The organism is Chelatococcus daeguensis, from assembly GCF_001887265.1.
Lineage (GTDB): Bacteria > Pseudomonadota > Alphaproteobacteria > Rhizobiales > Beijerinckiaceae > Chelatococcus_A > Chelatococcus_A sambhunathii.
In genome coordinates this window covers 1617449-1636861 of the sequence record NZ_CP018095.1, presented here as the reverse complement: position 1 = coordinate 1636861, position 19413 = coordinate 1617449, and the positions used below count along the sequence as shown (strand labels likewise).

16 protein-coding genes and 1 tRNA gene are annotated in these 19413 nt (G+C 67.6%); 6 read left to right on the top strand and 11 right to left on the bottom strand.

The window, feature by feature from the left end; genetic code table 11:
* Positions 1-82: 82 nt before the first annotated feature.
* Together BOQ54_RS07795 and BOQ54_RS07790 are read right to left on the bottom strand one after the other, a co-directional pair.
* The gene (locus tag BOQ54_RS07795; protein ID WP_071923651.1) at positions 83-2338 is read right to left on the bottom strand and encodes a lysylphosphatidylglycerol synthase transmembrane domain-containing protein; all 2256 of its coding nucleotides are present in this window, start codon (positions 2336-2338) and stop codon (positions 83-85) included.
* A 230-nt stretch (positions 2339-2568) separates the two neighbouring features.
* Positions 2569-2790 (bottom strand): hypothetical protein, encoded by a 222-nt coding sequence (locus tag BOQ54_RS07790; protein ID WP_055459987.1) that lies wholly within the window; start codon positions 2788-2790, stop codon positions 2569-2571.
* 198 nt (positions 2791-2988) lie between these two features.
* On the opposite strand from BOQ54_RS07790, the gene BOQ54_RS20020 reads away from it, so the two are divergent.
* Positions 2989-3129, top strand: a complete 141-nt coding sequence (locus BOQ54_RS20020) for a hypothetical protein (protein WP_157672588.1) — start codon at positions 2989-2991, stop codon at positions 3127-3129.
* Between the two features lie 137 nt (positions 3130-3266).
* Here BOQ54_RS20020 and BOQ54_RS07785 read toward each other — a convergent pair.
* Together BOQ54_RS07785 and BOQ54_RS07780 are read right to left on the bottom strand one after the other, a co-directional pair.
* Positions 3267-3340, bottom strand: a tRNA-Gln gene (locus BOQ54_RS07785).
* Positions 3341-3599: 259 nt separating this feature from the next.
* A complete protein-coding gene (locus BOQ54_RS07780) occupies positions 3600-3989 on the bottom strand; it encodes a hypothetical protein (RefSeq protein ID WP_082464847.1) in 390 nt (129 codons plus the stop codon).
* A 357-nt stretch (positions 3990-4346) separates the two neighbouring features.
* Here BOQ54_RS07780 and BOQ54_RS07775 point away from each other — a divergent pair, with 357 nt between their 5' ends.
* The gene (locus BOQ54_RS07775; protein WP_425349152.1) at positions 4347-5321 is read left to right on the top strand and encodes a Fe(3+) ABC transporter substrate-binding protein; all 975 of its coding nucleotides are present in this window, start codon (positions 4347-4349) and stop codon (positions 5319-5321) included.
* A 180-nt stretch (positions 5322-5501) separates the two neighbouring features.
* Entirely contained in the window at positions 5502-7241 is a 1740-nt protein-coding gene (locus BOQ54_RS07770; protein ID WP_071923650.1) for an ABC transporter permease, read from the top strand.
* 174 nt (positions 7242-7415) lie between these two features.
* Here the strand turns inward: BOQ54_RS07770 and BOQ54_RS07765 are convergent, their stop codons facing one another.
* Positions 7416-9374 (bottom strand): acetoacetate--CoA ligase, encoded by a 1959-nt coding sequence (locus BOQ54_RS07765; protein ID WP_055459991.1) that lies wholly within the window; start codon positions 9372-9374, stop codon positions 7416-7418.
* A gap of 203 nt (positions 9375-9577) precedes the next feature.
* Between BOQ54_RS07765 and BOQ54_RS07760 the strand changes: the two genes are divergently transcribed.
* Positions 9578-11440, top strand: a complete 1863-nt coding sequence (locus BOQ54_RS07760; protein WP_071923649.1) for an AsmA family protein — start codon at positions 9578-9580, stop codon at positions 11438-11440.
* Between the two features lie 3 nt (positions 11441-11443).
* On the opposite strand, the gene BOQ54_RS07755 is transcribed toward BOQ54_RS07760, so the two are convergent.
* The 3 genes from BOQ54_RS07755 to BOQ54_RS07745 are packed head-to-tail and all read right to left on the bottom strand — an operon-like array spanning position 11444 to position 14366.
* The gene (locus BOQ54_RS07755) at positions 11444-12235 is read right to left on the bottom strand and encodes an ABC transporter permease (protein ID WP_071923648.1); all 792 of its coding nucleotides are present in this window, start codon (positions 12233-12235) and stop codon (positions 11444-11446) included.
* Complete coding sequence (locus BOQ54_RS07750; protein WP_432431523.1) at positions 12232-13185, bottom strand: ABC transporter permease; 954 nt, start codon at positions 13183-13185, stop codon at positions 12232-12234. Before BOQ54_RS07750 ends, BOQ54_RS07755 begins: the two co-directional genes overlap by 4 nt.
* A gap of 5 nt (positions 13186-13190) precedes the next feature.
* On the bottom strand, positions 13191-14366 hold the full coding sequence (locus tag BOQ54_RS07745) for an ABC transporter ATP-binding protein (RefSeq protein WP_071924435.1): 1176 nt from the start codon (positions 14364-14366) through the stop codon (positions 13191-13193).
* A gap of 162 nt (positions 14367-14528) precedes the next feature.
* Between BOQ54_RS07745 and BOQ54_RS07740 the strand changes: the two genes are divergently transcribed.
* Positions 14529-15923: a glutamine synthetase family protein gene (locus tag BOQ54_RS07740; protein WP_055459995.1), complete on the top strand. Its 1395-nt coding sequence runs from the start codon at positions 14529-14531 to the stop codon at positions 15921-15923.
* 27 nt (positions 15924-15950) lie between these two features.
* Positions 15951-17231 (top strand): NAD(P)/FAD-dependent oxidoreductase, encoded by a 1281-nt coding sequence (locus tag BOQ54_RS07735; protein WP_055459996.1) that lies wholly within the window; start codon positions 15951-15953, stop codon positions 17229-17231.
* A gap of 66 nt (positions 17232-17297) precedes the next feature.
* On the opposite strand, the gene BOQ54_RS07730 is transcribed toward BOQ54_RS07735, so the two are convergent.
* The 3 genes from BOQ54_RS07730 to BOQ54_RS07720 all read right to left on the bottom strand — a co-directional run bounded on the left by BOQ54_RS07730 (position 17298) and on the right by BOQ54_RS07720 (position 19324).
* Positions 17298-17984 carry a Crp/Fnr family transcriptional regulator gene (locus tag BOQ54_RS07730; protein WP_063185915.1) on the bottom strand — a complete coding sequence of 229 codons (687 nt, stop codon included), beginning with the start codon at positions 17982-17984 and terminating at the stop codon, positions 17298-17300.
* Between the two features lie 163 nt (positions 17985-18147).
* Positions 18148-18840, bottom strand: coding sequence for an aquaporin (locus BOQ54_RS07725; protein ID WP_071923646.1), 693 nt, complete (start codon positions 18838-18840; stop codon positions 18148-18150).
* Between the two features lie 262 nt (positions 18841-19102).
* Positions 19103-19324, bottom strand: coding sequence for a hypothetical protein (locus BOQ54_RS07720; RefSeq protein ID WP_141659690.1), 222 nt, complete (start codon positions 19322-19324; stop codon positions 19103-19105).
* Between the last annotated feature and the right edge of the window lie 89 nt (positions 19325-19413).

Sequence of the window (19413 nt, the reverse complement as noted above, 5' to 3'; positions counted from 1 at the left end):
GCGCGATCCATTCGCAATCAGACTACATAGAGGGGCAGCCTGTGCCAAGCGCGCAGGCCGGCCTGATCCCGCAAAGGGTCGGTCAGGTCGGCCTCGGAGCAGGAACGCCGACCGCCGGCTGGCGGGGAGCGCTGCAGGCCAGCGGCACCATCAGCCCGAGCACGAACCAGAACAGGCGCTGGTAGAAAAAATCCTGCGTCAGGCCGCCGAGGCAGAAGGCGGCGAGGCAGATGAGCGCCGCATTGACGGGCAGCGCCGCGCCGGGCGCCGTGCGCTGGAGGACGAGGCCGCGGACGAAGAGCAGCAGGGCCGCGGCGAACATCACGAAGCCGACGAGCCCCATCTCCGCCAGCACCCAGACGGGAACGTTGTGGATGACCTGGCTCGACTTGCCCTGCACGAGACGGTCGTGGATGAAGCCGCCGAGCCCATGGCCGAAGACCGGCGCCTCCCGCCACAGCTCGAGCCCGCGCCAGACGGTCTCCCAGCGCTCGCTGTCGGCGTAGCCGCGCTGCATGCCCTGTGCGAAGGTCTGCACGAGCGCGCCTCCCGCGTCGCCGCCCCCGCCGCCCGCACCGCTTACGCCGCCCGTCGACGCAAGCAGCGACATGGCCGCCGTGACGATCATCTCGACGAGAGGGATGGCCGCGATGAAAGCGAGCCCCGTCACGATCGACAGGGCCAGTTCCCGGCGCACCGCCGGCATCCAGAAGGCGGTGAGAACGACCGCGGTGCCCATCAGGACCCAGCCGGTGCGCGACTGGGCAAGCACGACGGCCGCAACGAGAACGGCGGGTGCGAGGTGAATGCCCATCCTGTGCCCGCTGACGGCGGCCATAGCCCTGAGGCAGAAGAAGGCGATGAAGGCGATGACGCACTGGAAGGCGAAGGCATTGCTGTCCGCCAGATAGCCTTCGAGCCGCACCAGATTGATGCCGGCCGGCACGAGTGCCGTATAGCTGCCGGCGAGATAGAGCACGATCTGAAGTGCGGCGACGATGCTGACCGCGCTCACGGCCAGATGGACGGCGCGCAAGAGACGCGCCCGGCCGCTGTGCGCCCACAGCAGGAAGCCGACGCCGAAATAGGACAGGATGACGAACCAGCCCATGGTGCGATTGACGAAGGCCCACGACAGGAAGCCGTGGTTGACATAGCCGATCGTGAGCGACAGGCCGATGGCGGCGGAGAGAAGCGCGAGCGGTGGCACGACCCAGCGGGCCGGGCTTATCAGCGGGCGCGTCCAGCCCCAGGTCAGCGCCAGCACCGCAGAGGCCGACACGGCAAGGAGATCGGCGAGGTTCACGTTCAGCCAGTGGCTCGGCATCGGCACCCTGAGCTGGAACACCACGGCCACGGGCAGCAGGAAAGCGGCAAGCGCAGCAAAGAGCCGATCGATGTCGTTGCGGCTGGCCACGATCTGTGGCGCCGGCGCGCTGGCCGTCACCGGTTTCGGCCGGATCGTCATGAACGGCACGGCGATCAGGCAGCCGATGACGAGAACGAGCGAAAGGAGCCCGATGGCGACCCCGACCGCGGCGCCCACCGCCGCAGGCACGCCAAGCGCGCCGAGCACATGCGCCGCGCTCAGTTCACGGATGCCCCAGCCCGCAAAGCTGATGGGCAATGCGGCAAGGAACATGACCACCGACAGGGCGGCAAGCGCCGCAACAGTCGGCACGGGCTCGCCATAGGCCGAGAACTGCGCATAGAAGGCACCCAGCATGGCGCAATGGGCAACCACGGAGAGAAGGAAGCAGCCTGCGAGCACTGGCCAAGCCAATTGCCCCGACAGCTGGGCGAGGAGCCGCCTGAGCTGGCGCCGGTTGGCGAGGCCGTACAACAGCACGACGGCGATCAGCGAAAGAACGAAATAGGCAAGGTACCCCCCGCCCCCTTCAACGTCGAACATGATGCGGCCGAGGGTATAGGCGCCCCCGGCCAGCGCGAAGAGGAGGAGAGAGCCGAGCGCGATCATGCGCTCGAGAAAGCTGAGGAAGGTGATCGCCGAAGGAGAGACGCCGGCCCCGGCGAGAACCGCAGAGCGTCCGACCGCCTGGCCAACGACGCTGAAGATGAGTTGGTTGCCGAGATGGCCGAGCACGAAGGCACGCGCTGCCTGGCCTCCCGGCACCCCGATGCCGAGCGCCCTGAAGGAATAGCGAAAGCGCACGAAGGACAGGTAGAAATTCAATAATATACAGAAGAAAGCGAAGATCGTCTCGCGTCCGAAGCCGCGCTCCATCGCAGCCAGCAGGCCCGACAGATCAACCTGCATCGCGACAGCGATCGCCGCAAGCAGTGTAATGACGACCGTCAGCCCCCGGTGAATACGCATGCCATCAGCCCCTCCCTCGAATCGGGCAGCGTCTCTTAGCCATGACAACTTTGGAATATCGCCAATTTGTGGGCAGTCTTGCCGCAATTCGGACTTTTTTGCGGCGAGGCTGGCGGCAGCAACGCCGGCCGCGATGACGGCCCGGGCGCGCCAAAAACGACGCCGCTTCGCTGCCATCGGCTTCGAGACACGTGCCTGGCGTCGGACACTCGCTGGCGCCCTTTGCGGCCTCAACGACCGCGCAGCAACCCTTCGAGAAGCATCCGCATGCGCCGGACGGGCCTTGGCGCGGCACTCGCCTGCACGAGTTGGTCCCGTTCCCGGGCGAGCGCCCGGAGCATCTTGGCGGCGGTCACCATGCGTTCGCGTGACGACAGGCGCGTGGCCGAGGCGCTTTCCTGCATGAGCCGCTGCGCAAGTCGCTCGACTTCCTCGGTTGACGTTCCGACCATGCCCGCTCCGACGCACACAACTGACGGGGAGTTATCACATGTCGGGTCACTCGAACACAAATCGGCCTCGTCAGCGGACCGTTGATGACGTGCGCGATGGCGGCTTTGCCGTCGGCATTCGGCCCGTACCGTGCATAATCCGCAACCGCGGCGCACCTGCGGACGTGTGACGCGCATTCTCGCAGTTGGGAGATGGCCATGGCCAACGGGCCGGAACAGGAGCCGCCGGACGACGTTCGTGAGATGCGACCGAGCGGCTGCCTCATCATCCTTGCCGTGATGCTGCTCGCCGTCTTGCTTGCGCTGGTCATCAACTGGCTGCGCGGCGGCCTGCCCTGAAGCACGCGGCCCGCGCAGCGTGACCTCGTTGGTCACAAGGCGTCCCCGTGGCGGGCCAGACGACGACGCCTGCAAAAAACGTCGGGACGGCCCTGCCGGCCGTTCCTCATCAGGACGAATTGTTCTTGAATTTCAGATGGCTGGGGGACGTGGATTCGAACCACGACTAACGGAGTCAGAGTCCGCTGTTCTACCGTTAAACTATCCCCCAACAGGGCGTTGATTTGCCTAAACCATTCCGATCACGACAGAACCGTGCCGGTCGATTGCGGTCACCGCCGTAGGTGGGCTGCATATAGAGTGCGTTTTGGCCACGGTCAACCACCCTCATGGCCAAGATGCAGTGGAAGAGGGGACGTTACGGTGGATAGTTGCGCCGGGGCCCGTACCACGGCGCCCATGAAGCCGTACCTGCGGGCGGCAAGCCGAATACTGCGGGCCACGGCTGAAGGGCGCGCCCGTTCCGGCCCTCAACCGACATCCTCGACGGTCACGACGCGGAACGTGTGCATCTCGCCTTCATCATCACGGATCGAGACATATTCGCCCGGCACCCAGACATGGTCGCCGAGACGGAAACCGGCCTCGTCATCGTCGCCCGCAGCGGCGTCATAATCGAACACCCAGGTCGAGCCGCCCATGCCGCCGGCGCGATGAACGAGATGACCGAGCTCCGTCCGCTCGCCGGCCCAGAAGCGGCGCACCCGACAGGCCTCCCTGTGCTTGCGCCATACATCCACATCGAGATGGTTCTCCGCATCGAGCGGGGCAACGATCTCATAGCCATGTCGGGCCGACCCCTGTGGGAACTCCCGCGAGCGCGCCAGGTGCAGCGTGATGCGCTTGAAGCCATCGGGCATTGCCATGATCGTCTCCCCCAGCCTTGCGACGCCACCGCGGCATGCCATTGCACGGCCACGCCGGCCGGTAAGCATGATCGCGCCGGCGCCGCGAGGAACGCAAGCGCAACCGATGCCGCAGGGCATCGAGGAGCGGCCGGCGGGAGTCGATTTCTGACCGGTCGCTCTTTAGAGAGATTATAAATTATTGATTTGATTGGTTATTTTGTTGACGCGCCGTGCCCGTGGCGGCATACGCCTCTGCTCATACGCAAGTTGCGATCGAGGCTGGGGCCCCGTCCCGGACCGAGGGAGGCTACAATCATGCAACGCTATGCTCGCACGCTCATCGGCGCCGCTTCTTTCCTTGCTGCTGGGATGGGCGCTGGCGCGGTGCTCGCCCAGGAAGTCAACCTCTACACGACGCGCGAGCCCGGCCTCATCAAGCCGCTGCTCGATGCCTTCACCGAGAAGACTGGCGTCAAGGTCAACACCGTCTTCGTCAAGGACGGGCTCGGCGAGCGTGTAGCCGCCGAGGGCCAGAACTCGCCAGCCGACGTGTTGATGGTCGTCGATTTCGGCAACCTCATCGATCTCGTCGACCGCAACGTCACCCAGCCGGTCCAGTCGAAGGTGCTTGAGGAGGCGATTCCCGCCAACCTGCGCGACAAGGACGGCAACTGGTTCGCCCTGACGCTGCGGGCCCGCGTGCTCTACGCCTCGAAGGAGCGCACCAACATCGATGCCTTCACTTATGAAGAGCTGGCCGATCCCAAGTGGAAGGGCAAGGTCTGCATCCGCTCGGGCCAGCATCCCTACAACACCGCCCTCTTTGCCACCGTCATCGCCAAGGACGGCGCCGAGAAGGCCGAAGCGTGGCTGAAGGGCGTCAAGGCCAATCTCGCCCGCAAGGCCGGCGGCGGTGACCGTGAGGTGGCGCGCGACATCCTCGGCGGCATCTGCGACATCGGCATCGGCAATTCCTACTATGTCGGTCTGATGCGCTCCGGCAAGGGCGGTCCCGACCAGGAGAAGTGGGGCGAGGCCATCAAGGTCGTGCTGCCGACCTTCGCCAATGGCGGCACGCATGTGAACGTCTCCGGCGCGGCCATCGCCAAGAACGCGCCGAATAAGGACGAGGCCGTCAAGCTGCTCGAGTTCCTCGTGTCGGACGAGGGGCAGGAGCTCTACGCGAAGGCGAACTTCGAATATCCGGTGAAGGCCGGCGTGAAGGCCGACCCGATCATCGCGAGCTTCGGCGAGCTGAAGGTCGATCCCGCCCTGCTGACCGACATCGCCGAGCACCGCAAGGCGGCGAGCGAGCTCGCCGACAAGGTCGGCTTCGACAACTGAGCGGCAGCGAGGCAGGCGAAGCTCCTTCGCCTGCCTTCCGCACGAGGTTTCGATGACCAGCCCCAAGCGGACGCTTCCCCGTCCCGGTGCGCTCCTTGAGCGCTCCGGGATTGTTCGTTTCCGTTCCATGCCGGCGGAGGCCGGTCTCCCGTCGGAACGGCGCAACGGGACAGCCGGCCGATGACCATTGCCGCCGCCGGCGAGGGACGCGCCGGAGCACCACGGCGCCTCACCCTGCCTCCGCTCTCCGGCTGGCTCGTCGCTGCGGGCGTGATCGCGCTCGGCGTCGTCGCGCCCATCGCGGCGCTCGCCTGGTTCGCGGCGCAGGGCTCCGGGGATCTCTGGCCGCATCTCGTCGACACGGTGCTGCCGCAGGCGATCCGCGACACGGCGATCCTTCTCTTCGGTGTCGGCGCGCTCGTCATCGTCCTCGGCACGGGAACGGCCTGGCTGGTGACGGCCTACGACTTCCCGGGACGATCGGTGCTCGACTGGGCGCTGCTGCTGCCCCTCGCCATCCCGACCTACATCGTCGCCTATACGTATCTCGACGTGCTGCACCCGATCGGCCCGGTGCAGACGGCCATCCGGGCGCTGTTCGCGATCAGCAACCCGCGCGACCTGCCGTTTCCCGACGTCAGGTCGATGTGGGGCTGCATTCTCCTGCTCAGCCTCGTGCTCTACCCTTACGTCTACCTGTCGACGCGGGCGATGTTCCTGATGCAGGCGGCGAGCCTCGTCGAGGTGGCGCGCACACTCGGCCACGGGCGCCGGCGCGTCTTCTTCCACGTGGCACTGCCGCTCGCCCGTCCCGCCATCGTGGTCGGCACCAGCCTTGCGCTGATGGAAGCGCTCAACGACATCGGCGCCTCCGAGTTCCTCGGCGTGCGCACGCTCACGGTGTCGATCTACGCCACGTGGATCAACCGCTCCAGCCTGCCGGGCGCGGCGCAGATCGCCCTCGTCATGCTGGCGCTCGTCATCTCCCTCATCCTCATCGAGCGCTGGGCGCGGCGCCGCCAGCGCTACGCGGCGGCCGCGCAGCAGGCGCGGCGGCTCGTGCCGCAGCGGCTCGCGGGCGCGCGCGGGCTTGGCGCGCTGGCCGTCGGCTTCCTGCCCGTCCTGTTCGGCTTCTGCGTGCCGGCGCTGCACCTCGCCCACGAGGCCTACAAGCGCGTGTCCTTCGCCGGCATCTCCCCCGGCATTCTCGAGGAGACGATCAACACGGTGACGATGGCGGCCGTCGCCACAGCCGTCACCATCGCGCTCGGTCTCGTCGTCGCCTATACGGCGCGCATCGTGCAGCGGCGGGAGGCCAATGTCCTGGCACGGCTCGCCAGCGTCGGCTATGCCATTCCCGGCACGGTGCTCGCCATCGGCCTGCTGACGCCCCTCGCCGCCTTCGACAATGCGGTCGACGGGGCGATGCGCAGCCTTTTCGGCATTTCGACGGGCCTCATCCTCTCGGGCTCGGGCGTGGCGCTCGTCTATGCCTATGTCGTGCGCTTCCTCGCCATCGCCAATGGCGGCATCGAGGCGGGGCTCTCCAAGGTCCCGCACTCGCTCGACCATGCGGCGCGGGCGCTGGGACAGGGCCGGCTCGGCACCATGTTCGGCGTGCACCTGCCGCTGGTGCGCCCCGCCCTTCTCGGCGCGGCCCTGCTCGTCTTCGTCGATTGCATGAAGGAGCTGCCGGCGACGCTGCTGCTGCGGCCGCTCAACTTCGAGACGCTGGCGACCCACCTCTATGCCGAGGCCTCGCGCGGCACCTACGAGGACGGCGCGGTGGCCGCCCTGCTCATCGTCGTCTTCGGCCTCGTGCCCGTGATCCTGCTCGCCCGCATGAGCCGTGGGCGCTACGCCGTCTCGCTGCGCGCCTCGAGTTCCGAGGTCGACCGGCCGGCCTCGTTCCGGCCGTGAGCGGCACGGAGGCGGCACGGTCCCTTTTCGTCATGGCCGAGCTTGTCCCGGCCATCCACGCCGTCAGGCCTTGCGCAACGCCAAGGCATGGTTGCCTGCGATGAGCGCGGGACGGAAAGGTTGCGTCCCAAGGCCCCGGCGCCGGCGCGCACAGTGCAAGCCGGACAGGCGCAATCACTTCTTGAGCTCGGGCAGATCCCTGTAGAGATCGAGGGCCTCGGGATTGGCCAGCGCCTCCTTGTTCTTGACCTCGCGGCCGTGCACCACGTCGCGCACGGCGAGCTCCGTGATCTTGCCGGATTTGGTGCGCGGAATGTCCGCCACCTGCACGATGCGGGCCGGCACGTGGCGCGGGCTCGCACCCGAGCGCACCTCGCGGCGGATGCGGTCCTGCAGGGCCTCGTCAAGCACCGCGCCCTCCCGCAGCCGGACGAAGAGGATGACGCGCACGTCGTTGTCCCATTCCTGGCCGATGGCGAGCGCCTCCACGACTTCGGGAATGCGCTCGACCTGGGCGTAGATCTCGGCCGTGCCGATGCGCACCCCGCCCGGGTTGAGCGTGGCGTCCGAGCGGCCGTGGATGATGATGCCGCCGTGCTCGGTCCATTCGGCGAAGTCGCCGTGGCACCAGATGCCGTCGAAACGTTCGAAATAGGCGGCGTGGTACTTCTTGCCGCCCGGATCGTTCCAGAACATCACCGGCATGCAGGGAAAGGCGCGGGTGCAGACGAGTTCCCCCTTGCCGGAGCTTATCGGCCTGCCCGCCTCGTCCCACACCTCGACCGCCATGCCGAGGCCGGCGGCCTGGATCTCGCCCTTGTAGACGGGCGAGATCGGGCTGCCGCCGACGAAGCAGGAGACGATGTCGGTGCCGCCGGAGATCGAGGCCAGATGCACATCCTGCTTGATGGCCTCGTAGACATAATCGAAGCTCTCGGGCGCGAGCGGCGAGCCAGTCGACGTGATGAGCCGGACGCTGGAAAGATCGTGCGTGCGGGCGGGCGCGAGTCCGGCCTTCTTGCAGGCGTCGATATATTTCGCCGAGGTCCCGAAAAGCGTGATGCGTTCCCTTTCGGCGAGATCGAAAAGCACCGATGGTTCGGGATGGAAGGGCGAGCCGTCGAAGAGGATGAGCGTCGCGTCGCTGGCAAGGCCCGAAGCCAGCCAGTTCCACATCATCCAGCCGCAGGTGGTGAAGTAGAAGAAGCGGTCGCCGGCCCTGACGTCGCACTGCAGGCGGTGCTCCTTGAGGTGCTGCAGCAGGGTGCCGCCGGCGCCATGGACGATGCACTTGGGCACGCCCGTCGTGCCGGAGGAGAAGAGGATGCACAACGGGTGGTTGAACGGCAGCCGCTCGTAGGTCACCGGCTTGGCTGCATACTCGGCTGTGAGCGCCGGCAGCGCCGTCGCCTTGTCGCCGACGCTCGCCGCCACCTCGTCGGCGATGCCGACATAGGGCACGACGAGCACGGCCGCCAGGCTCGGCAGGCGCGCGACCACATCGCGCACCTTGTCGGTCAGGTCGAGGCGCTTGCCGGCGTAGAAATAGCCGTCGATGGCGATGAAGACCTTCGGCTCGATCTGCCCGAAGCGGTCGATGACGCCCTGCACGCCGAAGTCCGGCGAGCAGGAGGACCAGGTAGCTCCGAGGGAGGCGGTCGCCAGCATGGCGGCGATGGTCTCGGGCCGGTTCGGCATCATGGCCGCGACGCGGTCGCCGACGCCGACGCCCTGGGCGGCAAGCCATTGCTGCAGACGCGAGACGAGGGCATTGAGCTCAGCCCAGGTGAGGCGCAGGGAAGAGCCGTCCTCACCGGCAAAGACCATGGCCTCGCTGCCGTCGTTACGGCGCAGGAGATTCTCGGCGAAGTTGAGGCGCGCATCGGGGAAGAACTTCGCCCCCGGCATGCGGTCGTCAACGAGGATGCGCTCGCCCTTCTCGCCGATCACGCCGCAGAAGTCCCACAGGGCCGACCAGAACGCCTCCCGCTCGGCGATGGAGAAGGCGTGGATGTCGGCGTAATCGGCAAAGCGCCGTCCGGCACGCTCGCCGAGAAAGTCCATGAACCGCCGCAGGGTCGTTCCCGCCACGCGCTCGGGCGAAGGGGTCCACAAAGGTGCGGCAGGGGTCATCGTCACTATCCTCCCTCGATCATCGCCCGCGGTGATAGCGCGGCTCGCAATGTCCATAAAGCGCCAATATCAGGGAGCAAAGGAGGGCAACTGGACGAGAATCCTATGCGAGACGTCTGAATCGGCGTAAACGGATCAGACTGCCTGATGGTTGAGTTGCGCCATTGGCCCGGAGCCAGGGCCAATGCCGGACGCGAGTGGCGATGACAAGGTCCAAGCTCTTTCTCGTGACGGCCGCCGTCCTTGCGGCCTGCGTCATGGCCGTGATGCCGTGGACGCTGGCCACGAAGCCGCTCGCCGAATCCATCGGCGAGGAGATGCGGCGCACGACCGGTCTCGGGCTCGCCACCGAAGGGCGGGCCACCTTCGCGCTCCTGCCCGTGCCGCGCGTCAAGCTGGAGAACGTCAGCCTGCAGACGCCGCAAGGCGAGGAAGTGGCGCGCGCCCGCCAGCTGCGCGGCGAACTGCGGCTGCTGCCCCTTCTGCTCGGCCGCATGGAACTCGTCGAGGTCACGCTCGTGCAGCCGCGGCTTGACCTCAGCCGTGTCGGGACGCTGCGCGAATTGTGGGCCATGCTCAACGCGCATACCGGACGCGAGATCGAGAGCCGGCGGAACGGCACGGCCCGCGGCCGGCATGTCGGGCGGCTCATCATCATCGACGGGCTCGTGCTGACGCGCGCAAAGGACGAGGCCCCCGCGCTCGCCAACCAGGTCAACCTCGTCGTCTACTGGCCCTCGCTCACCGGACCGCTCGCCGTAGCGGGCACCACGCAGTGGCATGGCGAACCGGTAGACATCCGCCTCGATTCCCTCTCACCGGCCGCGATCGTCGACGGGCGCGCCTCTCCCCTCGCCATCCAGCTGCAGAGCCCGTTCGGCGACCTCGCCTTCAAAGGCGATGTGCGCGGGGCCGAAGATCCCCAGCTCAACGGCGACCTGCGCGTCGCGACGCGGTCCCTGCGCTGGGCCGACAGCCAGTTCGGCGGCATCGTGCCGCTCGGTCATCTCGTCGAGACCTTCTCGCTCGCCGGCTCGGTGTCCATGTCGTCGCGCGGACTGTCACTGCCGCAGGCGAGCATCGAGATCGACCGGCGCCGCATCGACGGTGCGCTCACGGCGCGCTTCGAGCAGGCGCGGCTCGCCGTCTCGGGCACTCTGGCAGCCGAAGAGCTGCAGCTCGAGCGTTTCCTGCGCCCCCTCCTGCCGAGGCGCGGCGCCGACGGCGGCTGGAGCCGCGATCAACTGGGCACGCGTGGCCTCGATCAGGCGGACCTCGACCTGCGGCTGTCGATCAACAAGGCCTATTTCGGGCGCATGCCGATCGACAGTCTCGCAGGCTCCATGCAGATCAGGAACGGGCGGCTTGAAATCGCGCTGGGACGGGCCGGCCTTTACGGCGGCACCCTCAAGGGGCGCCTCACGGCCTCGCCCTCGCCCGCCGGCTACGATGTGCGGCTCTCCGGCCAGGCGGACAAGGTGGACCTGCTCGGCCTCCTCAACGACGCCGGCAACATCACCCGTCTCTCTGGAAGCGGCACCGCCCAGTTCCAGATGGAAGCCTCCGGCGCCTCCTTTGCCGAACTCGCGCATGGCCTTCGCGGCCAAGGCCAGTTCGACATTTCGGCGGGATCCATCGCTGGCGTTAACCTGCCTGAGCTCGCCCGGCGCGCGGAAGTGCGCCCGCTCGCCGCTGCGCTCGAATGGCGCGGCGGGCGCACGCCCTTCGAGAGCATCACGGGCCAGGTAACGATCAGCGGCGGCATCGCCGACGTCGGCACGATGGAGATGACGACGCCAGGTGTGCGGGGCCTCATGACCGGGCACGTCCTTGTCGGCGATCGGCGGCTGCTGCTCGACGCGACCGTCACGCCGCCAAAGGCCGCGGCATCGGCCGTGCCATCTGGCTTTCCGCTCAAGATCCGCGGCAGCTGGGACGACCCTGCCGTCCTGCCCGATGTCGATGCGCTCATCCAGCGCTCGAGCGCGGCGGCTCCCTTCTTCATCACTCCGCCACCGCAGGTGCCGCCGGCAGATCTTTCTTCGGCAGGCGGCACGCTGCAGTAGGCACTACTGGCGCGCGACGGCCGAGCGCTTCGTCGCGAGCGAGGCGATGATCACGCCGATGGTGACGAGCGCCACGAGAATGGTGCAGACCGCGTTGATCTCGGGCGTCACGCCGAGGCGCACCTGGCTGTAGATGCGCATGGGCAGGGTTGTGGCGCCCGGCCCCGACGTGAAGCTTGCGATCACGAGGTCGTCGAGCGACAGCGTGAAGGCGAGCAGGAACCCAGCGAGCACCGACGGCGCGATGAGCGGCAGCGTGATGGTGAAGAAGGTCTTCAGCGGCGGGCAGCCGAGATCCATCGCCGCCTCCTCGAGGCTGCGATCGAAATCGACGAGGCGCGCCTGCACCACGACCGTGACGAAGCACATGGTGAAGGTCGTGTGGGCGAGGACCACCGTCCAGAAGCCACGGTCGAAGTCCACGGCGACGAAGAGCAGCAGCAGCGACAGGCCGGTGATCACCTCCGGCATCACGAGCGGAGCATAGACCATGCCCGTGAACAGCGTGCGGCCCGGATAGCGCCCGTAGCGCACGAGCGCGAGCGCCGCGAGCGTGCCGAGCACCGTCGCCGCCGCCGCCGAGAGGAAGGCGACGCGCAGCGAGATCCAGGCCGCCTGCAGCAGTTGCTCGTTCTGCAGCAGCGAAACGTACCATTGCGTGGAGAACCCGCCCCAGACCGTGACCAGCCGCGAGGCGTTGAACGAATAGACGACGAGGATGAGGATGGGCAGGTAGAGGAAGGCGAAGCCCAGCGTCAGCGCCGTCGCGTCGAAAAAGCCGAAACGCCGGTTCATTTCGCCTTCTCCCAGCGCCGCGCCTCGATGTCGCGATAGGCGACGATGGGGCCGACGAGGAGCACGAGCAGCACGACGGCGACCGCCGAGGCGAGCGGCCAGTCGCGGTTGGAGAAGAACTCGCTCCACAACGTGCGCCCGATCATCAGTGTCTCGGAGCCCCCGAGGAGGTCCGGGATGACGAACTCGCCGACGACGGGGATGAAGCACAGGAGGCAGCCGGCGAGAATGCCCGGCATGGCGAGCGGCACGGTGATGCGCCAGAAGGCGCGCAGCGGCGGGCAGCCGAGATCCTCGGCCGCCTCCAGCAGGTTGTAGTCGAACTTCTCCAGCGTCGCGTAGAGCGGCAAGACCATGAAGGGCAGGTAGGAATAGACGATGCCGATGAAGACCGCCGTGTCGGTGTTCATGATCTGCAGCGGCTCGCCGATGAGCCCCAGATTGATGAGAAGCGTGCTGAGCAGCCCTTCGGGCTTCAGGATGCCGATCCAGGCATAGACACGGATGAGGAAGCTCGTCCAGAAGGGCAGGATGACGAGCATGAGCAGCGTCGGCCGCCAGCGCTCCGGCGCCTTTGCCATGGCATAGGCGATGGGGAAGCCGATGGCGAGCAGAAGGACAGTCGAAACCGCCGCAATACGCAGCGAGGAGATGAAGGACGAGAAATAGAGGCTGTCTTCGAAGAGCAGCGAGAAATTGTAGAAGCTGAGCTGCGAGAGGGCTTCGCTGAGGCCCTCGAGACCGAAGGACAGGTCGAAGACCGGCCGGTAGGGCGGCTGCGCGGTCGCGGGCTCCGACAGCGCGATCTTGAAGACGATAACGAAGGGAATGAGGAAGAAGAAGGTCAGCCAGAGGAAGGGCACGGCCGGGACGAGCGCGCCAAGCGCCCGGCCGAAAGCGCCCCGGTCGGGCGGGCGCGGGGCCACATCCATTCTTTCTTGATCGCTCATCGTCTTCACCGCGTCAGGACGACGCCCGCCTCGGGCGCGAAGTGAACGAAGACCTCATCGTCCCAGCTCAGCGGCCGCTCGACGAAGCGGGTGGCATTGGCGCGCGACACCCGCAACGTCCTGCCACTCGCCAGGCGCACCAGGTAGATCGTCCAGTCACCGAGATAGCCGATGTCCCAGACCGTGCCGGCAAAGACGTTCGGCGTCCCCGCAGGCGGTGCCTCGTGGGTCAGCACGAGCTTCTCGGGACGCAGGGCGAGCGCCACCTCCTGGCCGGGCTTTAGCGGCTCGGCGACGCCCGCGACCGAAACCGGGGCCGGCGCGTCGGCGACTGCGAGCGTGCAGCGCCCCTCCCCGGCTTCGCTCACCTTGCCTTCGAGGATGTTCACGTCGCCGATGAACTCCGCCACATAGCGGCTCGCCGGCTGCTCATAGATCTCGCCCGGGGTCGCGACCTGGACGATGCGGCCGTGATCCATGACCGCGATGCGGTCAGCCATGGTCATCGCCTCCTCCTGGTCGTGCGTGACAACGAGGAAGGTCATGCCGAGCTTCACCTGCAGGTCCATCAGCTCGAACTGGGTTTCCTCGCGCAGTTTCTTGTCGAGCGCGCCGAGCGGCTCGTCGAGCAGCAGCACCTTGGGGCGCTTGGCGAGGGCACGGGCGAGCGCCACGCGCTGGCGCTGACCGCCCGAGAGCTGGGCCGGGCGGCGGCGGGCAAAGGGCTCAAGCTGCACGAGGCGCAGCATCTCGACGACCCGCTCCGTGATCTCGGCCTTCGGCAGCCTGTCCTGCTCGAGGCCGAAGGCGATGTTGCGCTCCACGCTCATGTGCGGGAAGAGCGCGTAGGACTGGAACATCATGTTGACCGGGCGCCGGTAGGGCGGCACGCCGGAGAGGTCCTGGCCGGCGAGCACGATGCGCCCCTCGCTCGCCGCCTCGAAGCCCGCCAGCATGCGCATCAGCGTGGTCTTGCCGCAGCCCGAGGGCCCCAGCAGGCAGAAGAACTCGCGCTCGAAGATGTCGAGCGACAGGTCGGCCACCGCTGCGACGTCGCCATAGCGCTTGGTCACCCGCTCGAAGCGGATGAAGGGCGTCGCCGCAGGGTCGGCCCAGGGGGCGAAATCGCGGCGCACGGCGCCGATTGCCAGCGACCCGCGCCTGCGCCCGTCGACAGCCATGGACATTCCGGCACTACCTCCCAAACCGGACCATTGCGGGCGCGCACGTTAGTCGCAGCCGGGCCCGGCGACAACAGCGAGAGCGATGCTCTCGGCGCGGGTGGGCAGTTGACAGGCCGGGGGGCCGCACCGTTACCTCTCCCGGCATATCAGGCGGATGACATGGCGAAGAAAAGAGCGCACCAGAACAAGGTATCCCACACCCGCGGCGCCGCTTCCATCGAGGAGGCCCGCGCCTTCGTCTCCAAGCGCAACATCGAGGAGATCGAGTGCGTGGTGCCGAATCAGGCCGGGGTCGCGCGCGGCAAGGTGATGCCGGCGGAAAAGTTCTTCGGCGGGCCGACCATGAGCCTGCCCGGCGCGATCTTCTACCAGACGATCGCCGGCGACTATCCGCACGAGGTGCTCGACAAGGACGCCCCGGCGGATGGCGATCTCGTGCTGGAGCCCGACTTTTCGACCATCGCTCTCGTGCCATGGGCGAATGACCCTACGGCGCAGATCATCCACGAGGCCTTCTATCGCGACGGCCGCCCCGTTGAGCACGCTCCGCGCCAGGTGCTGAAGCGGGTGATCGAGCTCTATCGCCGTCGTGGCTGGCAGCCCATCGTGGCACCCGAGATCGAATTCTACCTCGTTAAGAAGAACCTTGATCCCGACTATCCGCTGGAGCCTCCGATCGGCCGCTCGGGCCGGGCGGAGATCGGCCGACAGGCCTATTCCATCGCCGCCGTCAACGAGTTCGACGACCTGTTCGAGCTCATCTACGACTACTCGGAGGCGCAGGGGCTGGAGATCGACACCCTGATCCACGAGGAAGGCGCCGGCCAGATGGAGATCAACCTGCGCCACGGCGACCCGCTCGACCTCGCCGATCAAGTCTTCCTCTTCAAGCGCACCATCCGCGAGGCAGCTCTGAAGCACGACATGTATGCGACGTTCATGGCCAAGCCGATCGCGCATCAGCCGGGCTCGGCCATGCACATCCACATGTCCGTGACCGACATCGAGAGCGGCCACAACATCTTCTCAGACAAGGACGGCAAGCCGACGGACGAGTTCTTCTCCTTCCTCGCCGGGCTGCAGACGCACCTGCCGGCGGCCATGTCGATGCTCGCGCCCTATGTCAATTCCTACCGCAGGCTGACACGCTATTCGGTGGCGCCGATCAATGTCGCCTGGGGCTACGACAACCGCACCACGGGCCTGCGCATCCCGCCGTCGGACCCCTCCGGGCGGCGCGTCGAGAACCGGGTGCCCTCCTCCGACGCCAATCCCTATCTCGCCATCGCCGCCTCTCTCGCCTGCGGGCTGCTGGGTCTAGAGGCCGGGCTCAAGCCGAGCGATCCGGTCGTCGGCTCCGCCTATTCGCTCGACTACGACCTGCCGCGCGGCATCCTCGAGGCGGCGGCCGCGCTCGAGGAGAGCGAGGCGCTCACCGGCCTCTTCGGCGACAGCTTCGTGCGCACCTATACGGCCGTGAAGCGGGCCGAGTTCGAGACCTTCATGGAGGTGATCAGCCCGTGGGAGCGCGAGTTCCTGCTGCTGAACGTGTGACCGGCGAGCCCGCCGAAGGACGAGCCCGTGCAGAAACCCTCCGCCGGCGGCAATCTCTACGAAACGACCGCGCCGCCGCTCGCGCCGCAGCCGGCGCTCGACGGGCCCGCGCGGGCAGACGTCGCCATCGTCGGCGCCGGGCTGACCGGTGTCGGCGCGGCGCTGACGCTGGCACGGGCCGGCCATGACGTCATCGTCGTGGAGAGGGGCCGCGTCGGCGCCGGCGCCTCCGGCATCAACGGCGGACAGATCCATCCCGGCCAAAGGCGCGACCAGCGCTGGCTGGAGGAGAAAGTCGGCAAGATGCGCGCCCGCGCCCTGTGGGACTATGCCGCCGAGGCGCACCGCTGGCTGTTTGAAGTCATTGAGCAGGAGGAGATCGCCTGCGCGCTGCAGCGCGGCCTCATCACGCTGGCGCACCGCCCCGCCCTCTTCCGCGATCTCGCCGCCGACGCCGAGCATCTCGCGCGGCATTACGGCGCGAGCCATCTCACGGTGGTCGAACAGGCGGACCTGCCGCGCTACACGGGCGCCGAGGGCTATCACGGCGCCGTCTTCGATGCCGAGGGCGGCCATCTCGACCCGCTGGCGCTGACGCGCGGGCTCGCCGCGGCCGCCCTTGCGGCTGGAGCCCGCATCGCCGAGGACACGCCGGCGACGGCCCTTGCGAGGACGGGGGCGGGATGGCGCCTCGCGACGCCGCGGGGCGACATCGACGCGGCTTCGGTCATCGTCACCGGCGACGGCAACAACGGCCGGCTCGTGCCGACGGTGGCCGACCACGTCATGCCGCTCGTCAATTTCATGATCGCCACCGAGCCGCTCGGGCCATTGGCGGATGCGGTCTTCACCGGGCCCTATGCGGGCGCGGACACGCGCTTCGTGGTCAATTACTTCCGCCGCACGGCGGACGGGCGGCTCGTCTTCGGTGGGGGCGAAAGCTATGGCGCCACGCTGCCACCGAACTTCGCCGAGCGTGTGCGCCGGCGCATGCTGCCCATCTTCCCCATGCTGGCCGACGCCCGCATCACCCATGGCTGGGGCGGCGCGCTCGGCATCACCGCGCCGCGCCTGCCCTTCGTGCGCCAGATCGAGCCCGGCCTCCACGTCGCTTCCGGCTACAGCGGCCAGGGCGTCATGCTCGCCCCCTTCACCGGGCGGGCCATCGCCGAAGCCATCCTCGGCGACGACCGCCGCCTGTCGGTGATGACGGATCTTCCCGTGCCGAAACTGCCCGGCGGGCGCCTGCTGCGCCGGCCGCTGCTGATTGCAGCGATGCTCGGTTTCGGCCTGCTCGACAGATTGTAAGGGTAGCGCGCGGGCCTGCCCCTCTCCTCTTCCCACCGAAGGGTAGCCGCTCGGCCCTTGTCGCGCCTAAAGATCCTCGCGCAGCGCCTCGGCGACACGGGCCTCCAGCACCTCCGGTTTCTTGAGCACGAGGGCGCCGCGCGTGCGCTCCACGAGGTCCTCGCTCGACAAAGCGGTGAACTCGCGCGTGACCTGTTCGCGCCGGCAGCCGATGCGGGCCGCAAGCACATGGTGATAGGGCGGCGGTGTGACCACGCGCTCGCCGGGATGGCCGGCGCGCGGCTGGGACAGGCGCAGCAGCTCCGAATAGAGCCGGTGCCGCAGGTCGAGGACCGAATGTTCCATGAGACGGGCGTTGAGCTCCCGCACGCGGCCGGCGAGCAGGCGCAGAACCTTGTCGCAGACGACCTTGGAGGCGAAGACAATCTCGCGGAACACCGCGGCCGGCATAATGCACACCTCACCGCGCGTCAGCGCCGTCACATTGGCCGAGCGCTTAACCCCGTCGATGGCGGCAAGCTCGCCGAAATACTGGCCGCCGCGCATCTCGCCGAGGATGACCTCCTTGCCCGACTGCGTGCGCACCAGGATGCGGACGTCGCCGGCGACGAGGAAATAGACATCCGTCGAGGCGTCCTCGAAGTCGACGAGCACCTCATCCTCGTCGAAACGGCGCCAGTTGCAGCGTGTTTCAAAGGGGCCGAGATCGATATCGATGTCCTTGAAAAAGGCGACCCGCGCAAGCGATGCCATGGTTCCTCCCCCCTGCGGCCGAAGCACGAAACGGACACGCCGCGACGGCGCCGCGCGTCAGCCCGAACCGGCCGGCACACCGCTCCCTGGCGGCGTGCCAGCGCTGCGCATCGTTCTTTCCCCGGGCCGCAAGGTCAAGACCGCGGCGGGGGCAGCGTCGTCCTCAGGCCTCGAGCGCCCGCGAGCGGAAGGCGAGCCCGGCGCACAGCCCGCCGAGGATGGGCGTGACGATGAACAGCCACAGCTGCGCCAGCGCCTGCCCGCCGACGAAGACGGCCGGGCCGAGCGAACGGGCCGGATTGACCGACACGCCGGTGACGTTGATGAAGACGATGTGGATGACGACCAGTGTCAGGCCGATGGCAAGGCCGGCCGCCGGTGTCGCTCCGGCCCTGGACGTTGCGCCGAGGATGACCGTCGTGAAGAGGAAGGTGGCGACAAACTCCGCCACGGCGGCGGATACGGTGCCGTAGGCGCCGAGATAGCCCTCCCCCCAGCCGTTCTGCCCGAGGCCACCGGTCGCGACGTCATAGCCACCGGCCCGGCCGCTGGCGATGAACAGGAGGACCGCCGCCCCGACGATGCCGCCGAGACACTGGGCGATGATGTAGCCGGGAACGTCGGAAGTCGGCATGCGCCCGGCCGACCAGACGGCGATCGTCACGGCCGGATTGATGTGACAGCCCGACACCGGGCCGATGCCATAGGCCATGGCCGTGACGGCAAGGCCGAAGGCAAACGCGACGGGCAGCATGCCGAGCGGAAACGTAGCCCCATAGCCGCCGAGAACGACAGACCCGCAACCAAACAGCACGAGACAAGCGGTGCCAAGCAATTCAGCCAGATATTTCTTCATGTCTGCCCCCTGAGCCTGTTCGCTCTTCGGACAGCCGGCCATCAGGAATCAGGCCGGCGAACAGACCAAAGTGGACCATCAATCGCCGATCGCATAAATCACAATATCTGCAAATAGATTTGGATTAAGAACAATTGCAGGGACCGCCGGTCGGAAGATTAGGCAGTGGCATTGCAGATCTTCCAATCGGCGATTGCAACGGGCGAAGCGCGCGCCGTCACCTCAAACCGGAAATCTGCCGTCTCGCGCCTCCGCGTCGTGGTCAGGACAGGCGCACCAGCGCCTGCCCCTGCGCCACGTGACGGCCGGGGTCCTCGCCCATCGGCGCATGCGGGTTCTGCCGCACTGGAGCGGCGGCGGGCGCGGGCGGCAGGCGCCGGTCCCAGGCGCTCTCGAGCACCAAGACGATGCCGACGGCCAGCGCGAGGACGGCAAGCACGAGAGCGCCGAAAGAATGCTGGGTATCGGAACGGCGACGCAACATGGCGCGAATCACAAGCTGTTCACAGGTCATCAACAGGCTCTGGGTGACTTATCCACAGGGCGGCTTCGCGGCGGCATTGTGGCATCAGC